This window comes from Staphylococcus sp. MZ3 (assembly GCF_018622755.1).
Classification (GTDB): Bacteria; Bacillota; Bacilli; order Staphylococcales; family Staphylococcaceae; genus Staphylococcus; species Staphylococcus aureus.
The window spans coordinates 59,396-73,163 of record NZ_CP076026.1 but is presented as its reverse complement, the minus strand read 5'-3'; the positions used below and the strand labels follow the sequence as shown (position 1 = coordinate 73,163).

General features: G+C 26.8%; 14 protein-coding genes and 1 pseudogene. 2 read left to right on the top strand and 13 right to left on the bottom strand.

The features are described 5' to 3' along the window. Positions 1-458 precede the first annotated feature (458 nt). From KI230_RS00320 to KI230_RS00295, 7 genes are all read right to left on the bottom strand, one after another. Positions 459-767 (bottom strand): helicase C-terminal domain-containing protein, encoded by a 309-nt coding sequence (locus KI230_RS00320; protein ID WP_001566849.1) that lies wholly within the window; start codon positions 765-767, stop codon positions 459-461. A 299-nt stretch (positions 768-1,066) separates the two neighbouring features. Further along, the gene (gene mcrC / locus KI230_RS00315) at positions 1,067-2,101 is read right to left on the bottom strand and encodes a 5-methylcytosine-specific restriction endonuclease system specificity protein McrC (RefSeq protein WP_000608224.1); all 1,035 of its coding nucleotides are present in this window, start codon (positions 2,099-2,101) and stop codon (positions 1,067-1,069) included. Further along, positions 2,094-3,794 (bottom strand): AAA family ATPase, encoded by a 1,701-nt coding sequence (locus tag KI230_RS00310; protein ID WP_045177904.1) that lies wholly within the window; start codon positions 3,792-3,794, stop codon positions 2,094-2,096. The genes mcrC and KI230_RS00310 overlap by 8 nt, the downstream gene beginning before the upstream one ends. A 230-nt stretch (positions 3,795-4,024) precedes the next feature. Beyond that, on the bottom strand, positions 4,025-4,492 hold the full coding sequence (locus KI230_RS00305) for a GNAT family N-acetyltransferase (RefSeq protein WP_228571367.1): 468 nt from the start codon (positions 4,490-4,492) through the stop codon (positions 4,025-4,027). Between the two features lie 35 nt (positions 4,493-4,527). Beyond that, on the bottom strand, positions 4,528-5,001 hold the full coding sequence (locus KI230_RS13715; protein WP_224068185.1) for a hypothetical protein: 474 nt from the start codon (positions 4,999-5,001) through the stop codon (positions 4,528-4,530). Between the two features lie 21 nt (positions 5,002-5,022). Next, positions 5,023-5,277: a hypothetical protein gene (locus KI230_RS13710; protein ID WP_224068186.1), complete on the bottom strand. Its 255-nt coding sequence runs from the start codon at positions 5,275-5,277 to the stop codon at positions 5,023-5,025. Between the two features lie 82 nt (positions 5,278-5,359). Continuing rightward, entirely contained in the window at positions 5,360-5,743 is a 384-nt protein-coding gene (locus KI230_RS00295) for a Pycsar system effector family protein (RefSeq protein ID WP_224068187.1), read from the bottom strand. 172 nt (positions 5,744-5,915) lie between these two features. Between KI230_RS00295 and KI230_RS13820 the strand changes: the two genes are divergently transcribed. Further along, positions 5,916-6,038, top strand: a complete 123-nt coding sequence (locus KI230_RS13820) for a hypothetical protein (RefSeq protein WP_255201793.1) — start codon at positions 5,916-5,918, stop codon at positions 6,036-6,038. A 75-nt stretch (positions 6,039-6,113) separates the two neighbouring features. Further along, a pseudogene (locus tag KI230_RS00290) lies at positions 6,114-6,683 on the top strand (IS30 family transposase); the annotation flags it as partial. A gap of 418 nt (positions 6,684-7,101) precedes the next feature. Here the strand turns inward: KI230_RS00290 and KI230_RS00285 are convergent. From KI230_RS00285 to KI230_RS00260, 6 genes are all read right to left on the bottom strand, one after another. Beyond that, entirely contained in the window at positions 7,102-8,055 is a 954-nt protein-coding gene (locus KI230_RS00285; RefSeq protein ID WP_078104058.1) for a hypothetical protein, read from the bottom strand. Positions 8,056-8,059: 4 nt separating this feature from the next. After that, positions 8,060-8,767: a hypothetical protein gene (locus KI230_RS00280; protein WP_045177902.1), complete on the bottom strand. Its 708-nt coding sequence runs from the start codon at positions 8,765-8,767 to the stop codon at positions 8,060-8,062. Next, positions 8,764-9,300: a hypothetical protein gene (locus tag KI230_RS00275; protein ID WP_045177900.1), complete on the bottom strand. Its 537-nt coding sequence runs from the start codon at positions 9,298-9,300 to the stop codon at positions 8,764-8,766. The genes KI230_RS00280 and KI230_RS00275 overlap by 4 nt, the downstream gene beginning before the upstream one ends. Positions 9,301-9,526: 226 nt before the next feature. Further along, positions 9,527-10,495, bottom strand: a complete 969-nt coding sequence (locus KI230_RS00270) for an IS30 family transposase (protein WP_045177898.1) — start codon at positions 10,493-10,495, stop codon at positions 9,527-9,529. Positions 10,496-11,160: 665 nt separating this feature from the next. After that, positions 11,161-12,720: a DNA/RNA helicase domain-containing protein gene (locus KI230_RS00265; protein WP_045177897.1), complete on the bottom strand. Its 1,560-nt coding sequence runs from the start codon at positions 12,718-12,720 to the stop codon at positions 11,161-11,163. Between the two features lie 132 nt (positions 12,721-12,852). Further along, complete coding sequence (locus KI230_RS00260; protein WP_031886441.1) at positions 12,853-13,716, bottom strand: AbiH family protein; 864 nt, start codon at positions 13,714-13,716, stop codon at positions 12,853-12,855. Positions 13,717-13,768 lie beyond the last annotated feature (52 nt).

The window sequence follows — 13,768 nt, the reverse complement described above, 5'->3', positions numbered from 1 at the left end:
TTATTACATATTAACATAAAAATGGGAATGATATTCAATTTATATAATTATCAATTGTAAGATTATATTAGACAATTAAAAAAGTGTTCTGTGTTAAACATAATAAGTATTCCCCCAAAAAGAAACCTAAGTAGTTAGTATAGAGTGGCTTATACACATAAGTTCATTGTTAAATAGGTTAAATTATGTAAGTCTCTTTTCAAATTCTATTGGACTTAAATAGTTCAATACATGCATTATCGCAACAATTCTCTTTATGACTTACACTCGTAATTTTTTCTGTTTCTCTTAATTTATTTTGACACTTTATCGATGAGTGCTGACTCCATCTATCCAAATGATGAATTAAATCTACAGATAGTTCTTATGTCATTAATGCTCTTTTTAATGACGAAATTACTAGTTCTTTTATCTAACAGCATAAATACCCCTCCAAAGTACAATATAAAAAGGTATAGTTATAATGATGTCAAAAAGTTTATCACATCGGATTCATTAATTTCATTTTTTATTGGTATCGAATTTAATATTAATTCTCTATGGCGGTAATTTTTATCATTCATTCTTAAATCCAATATAGTCAATAATCCTCTATCTTTTGCTGTTCTGATTAATCTACCGGTACCTTGTTTAAACTTCATAATCATCTCTGAAACTATTACCTTTTCAATATTACCCAATAATTTACTCTTTCTTTTTATTACTGGATCAGGAACGGGAAATGGTAGTCTTACTATTATAATTGATGTTAACTCTTTCTCTTTCAATATTTATATTTACTTAGCGTATAATTAAAATGAAATAAGTGATTTGGTGGGAATGATGATTTAACAATGCACAATTTTGATTCTTTAAACATGTGCATTTTAAAATTATTTTTAGCTATAAATGCGAAATTTGAAGTTGCTACTCTTTTAGGTTTACTAAAATAAAAGTTGATATAAAGAAACTTGAACATGAGAACAAATAAAACTAAATTCATGACAATCTTAAACCTCTAAAAATAACATTTTGAAATCACTAATCAAAATTAATAGCTTTATACTTTTAAATTTTTAATATTATTTTAGTAAAATATATCATCAACTATCTCATTCAACTGTTTTTTAATAATAGTAAAATCACTGTTCAAATCTAATGTCTTAATAATGATTTGACTACCACTCATATGAAACTTATTGTTCAAATCAATATTTTCGTCTGTTTTAGCATATAGCAACATTCCTGAGACCTGCATTGCTTTCTTTTTTAAATTTAATTGTTGGTTTTTCACGTAGGTAAATATTTGATACAAGTTAGTTGAATGGATCTTTTTAGTATCATAATAATTGTTTAATGTATTTTTATAAAATTTTGCATCGATAATTAGACATTTATTTTTATATCTCAACATAATATCACTTCTCATTATAGGAAGCATATTCACGTTGTCATAATTATCTAATGACCATTGAATATTTGATGATGTAACAACAAGCTCTGGAAATTCTTTTTTATAGTACTCTAGAACAAATTTTTCATATAGTCGAGATATTTGTTGTTCGTCTACAAACGCCATAAGATTATTTTGTCCCCTGTTTTCAGTTTGTATTACTCCTTGAAAAATTAAAGAGCATATAGATATCAACATTTTATACATCTGATTATTTCGATCAAACAAATGATGCCATTGAATATTTCTATAATCTAAAGTATCAACATTATTAAAATGAATTAATAACTTTCGGATCTTTATCTTATTCTTCCTAGAAATATCTGTTTTTATTAAACATCTCATTGTAGTTTTTAAAATCTTGTTCATGTATGTATTTAATGAAAATTCATCATAAATACAATTAATACGTTGACTTAAAACTCCTAAGCCTTGTATAGAATTCTTAACATCAACTTTTCCCCTAATAACTTTTAGAGAATCTGTCTGTTCTATATATTCATGATGAAGTCCACTATTTAACTGACTTGATATACCTTTTATAAGAATAGCTGAATATAAATCAAATATATTTTCAAATTGTTCTGTTGCTAACTTCTGATATCCTTTTTTGTTAAGTACTGTAAATGCATAAGATAACATATAATAAATATTTTTAATATTAATCATTATTTATCGAATCCCTTAATTTTTCAGACCATACATTTATTTTTGAAGGTTCATCAAACCAATACTCTTCTAGCATAGGAATAATCTCAAATTCTACAATATTAGAAAGTTCATCTTTGTCGATACATTCAATATTGCTAAAATAACTATGACCAATCACAAAGCCATTACCTAACATATCGTCTTGAACAATCTCTTTATTTAATCCTTCTATACAATTAATTACTGACTCTAATTCAGTATTATTAATTGCTTTAAGAAGTTTTTTGAATTTAGTTGTGTGAAACGCTGGTTGCATATTATAAAACGCAAAGCGTCTGCGTAATGCATAATCTAAAATTGCTAAACTACGATCAGCTGTATTCATCATTCCCACAATATAAATATTTTTAGGCACAGAAAATCTCTCACCGCTATAAAGTAATATTAGTTCTTCATCTCTTTTATCACTTTCAATCAACATAAATAATTCACCAAAAATTTTACTCAGATTACCTCTATTAATTTCATCAATAATTAAAAAATATTCATTATCACGGTCTTTATCAGCTTTCTTACAAAAATCATAAAACGTCCCCGTAGTCAGTTCAAAACCTGAACTAGTAGGTCTATATCCCATAATAAAATCTTCATATGAATAACTTTGATGAAATTGAATTAATTTAATTCGTTCTTTACACTTACTGCCAATCAATGAATAAGCAAGACGTTTTGCAAGAAAAGTTTTTCCTACACCAGGCGGTCCCTGTAGTATGACATTTCGCTTCCTTCTTAAAAGTTGTACTAACCTATCATAATCACTTTCATCAATAAAAACTTCATCTAAGAATTCTTGTTTTCCATATGGTATAACTTCAGTTGTTCTACTTCTATTTTGTATTATATTGTCATTTTCACTGACAACATTTTCTTTGATATTAGAATCAAGTTTGTTTCTGTTAGCTTCATTTATCATTTCAGAATAATGCCAAGACTCATAACTTAAATCAATAAAATCATTAATCTCTACTTCCTGGCACTTCAAAACTAGCTTTAACATATCTATCAATTCTAAATAATGTCGACCTGTTAATTTTTCTTTAGGTTTAAGTTGTTCATTAATCAATTCTTTAGGGAGTTTATATGTATCAAAAATGTACCAAATTGACCGTGAATCAAAGTTAGCAAAAGTTTCAGGTGCAATCCAGTACAAACCACTCGTAATCTTACTATTCCCATTTCCTGTTTTAGTAATATTCTTATCAAAACTATGTATAAATTTTAATTTATTATCTTCTGATGGATAATTCGCAAAATTTAATGCAGCGGTAAATAATGTCCACAGGTTCTCTATATCATTATCTTTTCCATAATCTTTAAAATTATAATATGTAGCATTCAGATTATTGACTGTTGGAATACTGTCAAAAACTGACGGAATTTTGGACTTAATATTCAATTCCGAAGCTAATTCTGTTAAAATTTTTATCTTATTAGTTTCTTTCATAGAATTTTTATTAAATAATGCAAATATTGTAAAAGGATCTATATCCATCAATACATTATCACTTGCTAAAGTAGGGAATTTTATTCCCGTTTTTTTATATACTTCCTTCACTATTTCAATTAATTCATAACGTTTATTTTGATAATCTGTTAACTTATCAGCTAATTCTTTATAATAGCTAACCCATGTTTTATCTATACACTTCATCACAATATACCTCCGTTGTAATTACAATGTATTATGAAAAGATAGAAAAATACTACTTTTTCAAAATTTTTCCCTTACAAATAAAATTTTATATAAATCTATTAGTTTCCTAGATTAATAAATTCAATGTCGCTAAGCGCCTTTTATTCTTGTTATTATTTAATTTGAAGAATATGCTTAATCATAATAATCACTTACATAAACATCATAAAAGCTTTATATATTAAATGTTATTTATTGTTACTTTTGTAACTTATATTACTATCCCATTTCATAAGACATGCATATTCTTGAGTTTCTGCTTGAAATTCCTTAGATCTTATTTCAAATTGATGTTTTGTATAAAAATGAATGGCTCCTTCATTTTTCTCATATACATGTAAATTAAGTCCATTATAATCGCTTTTTAATCTTTCCAATAATAAACTTCCTATACCTCTATTACGGTAATTGTCTGTAATAAAAATACCTGCAATATATTGCTCATATAAGCCAGCAAATCCAACAATTTGATTACCAGCATAATACACGTAAATTGATGAATCTGGGAACATTTTTTTCACTTTATCGAAGTTACTAATCCAATACTCACGTTTTATAAAATCATGAGCTTCCAAATTAGAATTTAACCATATATTGGAAATTTTTTCTATTGACTCATAATCTAAATTGTCTAATTTCTTTATCAATTTACTCACCCCTTATTTAAACCATTTCAAAACATTATTAAACCTTAATCAATCATACCTGACTTAATCCATTCATCAAATTTTACTTTTACAACATTACCATGATAATATGTGCCATTATGTATATCACTGTCTTTCGTCCACCAATTTTTAGAATTTTCATTCTTTTCAACATCAATATAATTAGAATAAAAAATGCCTGACATCACAATGGGACAAATGCCCTCTTTATTCCCAAGATCTGCTAAATTCGATGCTGTTGTTACTGCTTTTCCAATCCAAACAAAATCATTTATACCCGAACTTTTTCTACCTGCCTTTACTGCTAAATTTTCATCAGCAGCTAAACCAATACCTGCTTTGATATTTGGAAGATTTCTTTTATCTAATAATTTATTCAACATTTTTAAATAGGTATTAATGTAAACTGCACGTTGATAGACATCAAATATTTCTTCTTTGCTAGCAGTTGAATATACAGCAAATACGCAATCTCCCCTAATACCAATTTCTTTCAATTCCTTATCTTGAGTATCCTTTTATAAAATCTCTATAACTTCAGACGTAAAGCCTCTAATCACCTTGGCAACATCTACTTCTCTATTTTCTGTGAATAATTTAGTAGAATTTCTTAAATCTACAAAAATTGCACTAAGCCAAGCTTTATAGCCATTCTCATATGTAAAATCATCATTATTAGGAAATCTTTCCACTTCATGTATAAAATTAGTATTCTCTAAGATTTCTTCAACTTTTTTCTTTCTTGCCTTGTAATCATAGCCTCTTATTTTCATATTTAAAAACCTCCCGCTTTAACTAAAATAATACCGATAGAATGCAAAATTAAAATTCCTAAAATCCCCCAAAGTACCAATGCTAATCCTTTCTTATAAAAATGATATTTTTTGTAGATATTTTTGAATTTATATAAATCTGTGATAAAATATCATGGATTTCTTCTTCTGATGTTCTATTAATTCTTTGCTTTTTATACTCAGAATAAGTCTTGCTTGAAATGCTTTCAAAATAATATAAGGAGTCATTTTCTATTCCGTTATATGCCTTAACAGATTTTCTTAACTGGGGAAAAAGCACCCTAATTATATTAAATACTCCATCAAAAAATAAAAAATAGACCGCTCCTTCAAATATTAAATAAATTACATTCGAAAAATTTATATTGTTCAATGCGTTTAATACTATTTCTTTTTGACTATCTAACTCGTTTAAAAGCTCATTTTTTAAATTGTTGTTTTCCATCAGATTAATCATCCTTTTGAATTATAAAAAAATAAAAAATAATATTTTCATAATTTAAATTCCTATTTTACAGTCTACTTTATTATGAAAACTCTTACTACAAATAATTATAACAAATCAAGAACTTACGTTCTCTATATATTCATAATTCTTAAGATATAAGTATTTAAAAATGAGACATGGGTTATTTGATGAACAGCAATTGGAGGTGTGGTTGCAAGCAATAATTGGAAATATGGATACGAAAGATGTAAAAGATGTGAATCGTCTACACTTAATTGGACAAATTCTATGAGAATAGAGAACGATATTTTAAAGCAAGTAGCGCTAATCATGGGACGAAAATAGTAGTCATTCTACTAATGATGTAAATGGTCATTCTGAAAAAAGAGGTAAACAGACTTTTAAAAGACATATTTCTGAAAGAATAGAAGAATTTCCTTTATTCAATAAGGAGTTTGGGCATCTTGAAGGAGATACTATTGTTGGTCGTCGTCATGGTAGTGCAATCATTACTTTGGTAGAAAGAGTATCCAAGATGATTATCACCTTACGACCCTTAGGTCGTAAGGTAACTGATATAGAAAACGCTCTACACTCAATGTTTTCATCTTTACCTTCTCATATATTTAAATCAATTACTTTTGATTGTGGTAAGGAGTTCTCAAACTGGAAAACAATATGTAACTGTCACGATATATCTATATTTTTTGCTGATCCAGGCACGCCATCACAGCGAGGTTTAAATGAACATTCTAACGGAATAATTAGACGCAGTGGATTAGATAAAGAACTAGATTTCAATTTAGTAACGGATGATCATATCATCAGTGTTGCTCAAAAAATCAATCATCGTCCTAGAAAATCTTTAGGTTATAGAACACCATTGGAAGTATTTATGAGTTTCATCGAAGATGATAAACTGTCCAGCTTAATTTGACAATCTAAACTCCTTAAAAATAGCCCCATTTTTGATAAAATTTAAGAAAATTTTTCACTTAATATTATACACTTACTATTTTCAGTTAATTTTGAAAATGGGTACCATTGTATGTAACTTTCTAGCTTAGCTTTATTTAAATTAAAGAATGATTTACAGACTTTTCCCAGTCATTAAAATTTATATTAATCATTATTTATATCCTTCCAATTAAACTACAATTTTATCATTATAACCAATCTTTATTTTGGCATTCATTGTACAAAATAATTTTTTCAAAAGGTTTTAGTTTTATTTATGATACGCCTCTGCTTATCGGATAGTGATGCGGTTTTTTGTTAATAATTTAAATTAAATAACATAAAAACTTTAATATAAGTGCAATTACTCTGATATTCTAAAATAGAACTGAATGAACTTATTTCAGTTCATTCAGTTCTATTCCATTTTCAATCATTATAGATTTTATAACTTCTAAACCAATTTTTTTGGAAAATGCTCTTTTTTTAGTATTCATAAACTCTTTTGATTCAACGGCGTATCGCTTTTTTAATTCATTGATCAAATAACAGTATATATAAAGCATATAATAAACTTCTTTGCCTAATTGAGTATTAACCCCATTTAATAGAATTAAATCAATTGACGAGACACAATCTATAGAAATATTCGACTTATGGTCGATAAAAAATATTATATCTATTATTTCATCATGTCTAATTCTAGTACCTACTTTTTTTAGTTCTCCACCATTACTAATAAATGCCTTAGTAACTGTTAATTCAGTAGTTTGATTAGAGTTACCCGAAAAAACGTTAGTATCATCAGCTATATTCCCTACAAAACCACTTATATTTTCAATTTTAAGTTTTTCACTTATATTACCGTTTCTTTCTTCATATAAGTACATAAGCCAATTAAATATATCATTATCTATATCCAAGTCATCATTAACTATGAAATTCTCACTGCCAATTAAATTTTTAATTCTATTGACCCATGTTTTATTACTAGTAGTAATAACTGTATAAAATCTATTGTTTAGCCCTAAAAAATAAACATCTACATAGGCAATATTTAGTCGATCACTTTTCGGTAAAAATATTCCATTCTCGTTCAACTTCTTCTTCCTAGGATATTCTAATTTGGCTTTTACTTTCTTTAAATATATATTATTTTTCAAAAAAGGTAAGCTTAATTCTTCTAATTCATTTTCTTCTACGAATGAATGATAATAATTTCTCTCCTCATCAGACATTTTTTCAAGAATAGCTTTTTTCTTAACAGATGAGGATACTGGTTCTTTGACCACATTATTCACTATACCTTTGAATGTTTTCACTTCATTTATACATGCATTTAATTTAACCATAAACTCACCTTTCACGACATATTACAGACAAATTTTCATAACTAAATTCGCATAAATGTTTTACCTTTGTTTGTAAGATATTTGATTTAATACTATAGCTTAGATTACATTGATCATCTTCAACTCTTTTAGGTTTTACAATGAATTTTATAGTCTTCTCATATTGAAGATGATTAATTGCGTCTAAGTCATAATTCATTAATATGGAATAGTCAATTCTATCCATGTTACTACTAACATCCTTAATTTCACTAAAATTTGGATTGTTAATTGGTTCAACATCTAATATTTTAGGATTAAAGAAAATTGAAAATTGAAAATTCAATTTTTTTAATATCTTCATTATTAATTTTCCTTTAGGTGTTATAGCAATATTTAATGCTATTATCTTTTCTTCATACTCTCCATTAAAAGGTTCAAATACTATTTTATTTGGTTGTCTACCTGAATTATTGATTGAGACTTGTATAGTTATTCTCGATAAATACACTAAAAACATTTTTCCTAAAATTTTGAATAAACATGATAAAAAAGCTTCTATTAATATTATAGCAAAAGTGATAAGAGCTCCTAATATCACTTTTTTTATAGTCTCATCAGCAAGACCCACTCTCTCTAATCCAACATAAATAAAATTAGTGTGATTACTTGCAACTAAAACTGTTAAAATAGTAATAACTAAGGTTTTGAAGCCATTCCAAACCTTTTTCATATCTTTATTCCATTTCCATAATTTAATAAATCCATTACTTTTTTTATTGAATCAATATCATTATCTATTATATTTTGGTCTACTCCAATAACACCATTTTTTTGGACCTTAATCATTCTTTTCTGCTCACTTGTTCTAAAAATATATTCACTAATGTTAATTTCATACTCATTAATTAAAATTTCTATTCTTTTTCTATTATCTGCATTTTCAAAATCATACAATTCCTCAATCTCTTCATCAGTTAGTTCTTTTACTTTAAAATTCACCAAGTTTAAAAATTTTAATTTAGAACTATTGCTTAAAAATTCAAATTTTTCATTCGTCATCATTAACTGTTTTATAGAGGATAGTTGGTACTTTTCAAAAACTTTATCATCTCTCATCAAAATATTATAACTTTCAGGATTATATTTAACTGCTAAAGACCCTTTCGCATTACCTTTAATATAACAAATATCCTTTTCCTTCAATATTAAAGTGAAATCAAATTTTTCAATATCTCTTTGTAATAAAATTTTAAAATATTCCATTATCTCCACCTCCGACGATCAATGATATCAAATGTTATTTTGTTTGAGTCAATATATTATACCACATATAAATTACCCGATTATGAAATTTTAAAATATAAATACGTACACTCTTTGAATAAAATTATTTTATTTAAAGACTTCAACTGCTTCAAAGAATAACCCCACATTGTATTCAATATTACTACATTTAGTTTTTGTCTTGGAAAATAATATTTTTTATAATTTAGATTGTCAAATTAAGCTGGACAAGTTTATCATCTTCGATGAAACTCATAAATACTTCCAATGGTGTTCTATAACCTAAAGATTTTCTAGGACGATGATTGATTTTTTGAGCAACACTGATGATATGATCGTCTGTTACTAAATTGAAATCTAGTTCTTTATCTAATCCACTGCGTCTAAGTATTCCGTTAGAATGTTCATTTAAACCTCGCTGTGATGGCGTGCCTGGATCAGCAAAAAATATAAATATATCGTGACAGTTACATAATGTTTTCCAGTTTGAGAACTCCTTACCACAATCAAAAGTAATTGATTTAAATATATGAGAAGGTAAAGATGAAAACATTGAGTGTAGAGCGTTTTCTATATCAGTTGCCTTACGACCTAAGGGTCGTAAGGTGATAATCATCTTGGATACTCTTTCTACCAAAGTAATGATTGCACTACCATGACGACGACCAACAATAGTATCTGCTTCAAGATCCCCAAACTCCTTATTGAATAAAGGAAATTCTTCTATTTTTTCAGAAATATGTCTTTTAAAAGTCTGTCTATCTCTTTTTTCAGAATGGCCATTTGGCTTTCTTTTACCTTTCATAGGTAAATCATGTACAGCAAAAATGTTCTCTTTAAACATTCTGTAAAGTGTTTTAACAGAACAATTGATCGTGCGTTCACCTCTGCCAATAATAGTATCAGGTGTCCATCCATCAGCTACGTTCTCTCGGATATAATCAGACTGTTCTTCTGGAAGCACTATTCTATGTCTCCCACAATTAGACTTTCTTTGTTTGTATTCTTGATAATATTCAAGGGCAGACATACCCGACTTAAAAGCATTGATTACGTTATAAATTGTCTGTCTAGAACGTTTCAATCTAATCGAAATCTCTTTAACTGAAAGATTCTGGTGATAATATGATTCTATGAACGTAAGTTCATCCGTGTTAAGATGTGTATAGGCCATTCTGTACTAACTCCTTATGTTTTCTTTGGTAGGAAATACATATTGAGTTTAGCACAGAAGGCTTATTTATTTGTCTAACTTAATTTTACAATTGGCGTTTTATAAAGTCATGTGCATCTAAATTAGAATTAAGCCATATATTTGATATTTTTTCTATTGTCTCAGAGTCTATATTATCTAATTTTTTTATCATTAAATTACTTCCCTATATACATTGTTTCAAAATACCATTAAATGCTATATTTACAATATCGCCATGATAATATGTGTCATTAACTACATCGATGTTTTTCGTACACCAATTATTAGAATCTCCATTCTTTTCAACATCAATATACTTAGTAAAAAAGTGTCTGACATCACAATGGGACAAATGTCCTCTTTATTACCAAAACCTGCTATATTTGACGCTACTGTTACTGCTTGCCAACCCACACTAAATCATTTATACCTGAACTCTTTCTACCTGGCTTCACTGAAAAATTTTTATCTGTAGCCAAAATGGAATGTCAAATTTTTTTAGACACTTTATATGTTATGCGCTATAAATGCTACTGAAGTTGAATACTGTTTTATAAATTTTATCCAACTAAGCGTAAGTGATTCATTCTGTGTTCCAATCTTTGGTTCATATACTTAATAATATTGATTTTATGTTAAATTTCCTATGTTTTATCAAATTTGCGTGTCATAATCTTTTGAATTTCTATATAGACATTAGGATTATTTATAATTACTATATGAAGTTGTTTTTTCACTCTTGTCAGTGCTTGATAAATACCTTCAGGTTCCAAATATGGATAATACTCCATGTAGTCGGAATTCAATTTCCCTTCATTATCGTAAAAAAAATGTTGATCTATTATAACTACAACTTTCTCAAACTCTCTCCCTATAACTTTATGTACATCTAATGAAGCATTATAAATATATTTTCTTTTTAAAACACTTGTACTTCTAGTCAAATATTGTGTCAGCTCTATACACTGATAATGTTCTTCTTCCAATTTTCTGATGAACTCTATTGCATCTTCTTTCGTTGAAAAGTAAGTTAAATTTATATTCTTGTAATTATAATTTTTATGACCTCTAGCTGATAAATCTAATATTCTATCAATAAATGCTATCATCTCATTATTAGTTCTGATTTTTTGCTTAAGCTCAACAAATTTATTCAAATGTTTGTCATTATTGTATTCCTTTAATAGAATTTCAAATCTATATTTCTCACTTTTAGCTAATATTTGCTTTGGATCATAAGCAAAAAAAATCTTTTTTTCAGGAAACTTTTTTAATAAATTTCTATATTGTTTATCGTATATACGTTGTGCCTCGTCAATAAATATTATGTCAGCTTCATCAAGTTCTTTATTATTTATATTTTCATCTTCTAAACATCTTCTATAAGAAGATATTTCACTTATTTTAAATCCAAACTTGTCAGTTAAATCATATTTATTAGATAATTGCCCACAAAAAAGCAATAAAACTTTTTTACCCTGATTATGAAATTCTTTAGCTAAATCAAACAATAAAAGTGACTTCCCTGTTCCAGCATGGCCTCTCACAAATATTTTATTTTGTGTACAGTTCTTTATTTCATTTTTTATTTGTTTCTGATTTTGGCTTAAATAATATTCATGATTTAGAAACTCATCATCTTCAGAATAAGGTGATATTATAAATTTATTAACATCTATATCTAACAATTCATTATTTTGCAGGTAATTCTCAGAGATTGATTCTACCAAATCATCAACTGTACTTTCTATAAAATTGTCATTATTATCTATTTTATAGAATTTCTTGTCATCGGAAATGAATGTATAAGAAATTACTCTTTTATTAAGAATTGATAATATAAATTTATGCCTTCTTAATTGGTCCTCAATGGACTCTATGCCACCTTTCGGCATACTATTTTTTAGTTCAATATTAAGAATATTTTCTTCACTAAATCTTAATAAATCAAACTCTTCATCAATTTTACTATTAATTTTATATCCTAAAAAATATCCAGATTTTTGTTTTACCGATAATTTTTCACTTAACAATTCTGAAAGACAAAATAAATCATCGTTCTCTTTACTAATTTTTACATTTTTTAATCTTCTATAATAATCATCTGTAATTTTAAGAAATGAGCTCATCATATCATTATTATCCATATTATAAATTGTTAAGTAAGAATCTAAATTAAAACAATTCACACTAAATGATTCCATCGAATTATTACTCCTTGATATTCAATTTTTTAATTTATCCATAAATTTATCCCTATTTATGATACGCCTCCCCTTATTAGTGATTTTGCTAAAAGGATTTGTGTTTTATTTTTTAAAATTGTCTATTTTGAATTACTTTTCTGCTTTTATTATAATATTCAACCATTCTTCACTTTTAATTTTTTCCAGTTTAATATTGTCTAATTTCAAATTCATTCTTAGTGGGTTATTAGAAAAAAAGATTCTTATCCGATTTTCCCATTCTAATTCTTCATAATTACTTCCATGTCTCTTTATATATATATTGATTCTCACCATATCTTTACATTCTTTATCCAAATAAAAGATTAGGCATTCGAAATATTTAAAGTCTACTCCATCTAAACTAGCACCAAATAAATATATATTCACTTCTTTTTCATTAATATTGATGTGTCTTTTTAGTATTTTCTTTTCCTTTACAAGCCCTATTGGTATTTTTTCACTATTTGGTATTTTTGTGGAAATACCGAAGGTTTTTTTAATTTTATTACTATTCGGAACGTATATATCATTAAAGTCCATGTAGGGTAGTCCATTATCGTCTAAATGTAATTGAACAACTTTACTTTTCGTCATATCATAAATTTGTTCAATCAAATTTGTGTAATTAAGTGACAAAACAATAAATTCATTTTCTTCAATAATTTTTTTGAAATTCGGTTCAATCAGTTCTTCTTTGTATTTCACAGACTTTTCATCGATATCTTCGTACCAATTTTTCACTATAGTCAAAAATGTTTCTATTTCGTATTTAACAAGATTAGGTTCAACTTTTTCTAAGTTACCCCATTCTTTATTAATACTTTCTGTCGTATTTATTTTATTGAAGAGTTGTTGATTTTCACTTTCAATATTACTTCTTAAGAGTTTGAAACTATTTATACCCCTTAAGGTTGGAACTTTATAAAAATGACTTGAATCAAAACCGTTACCAATAATTAAAATATTATTCATATAATCGTCCTTTAACAACTAAACTTTAAATAGTACATACTTCCTTAATTAA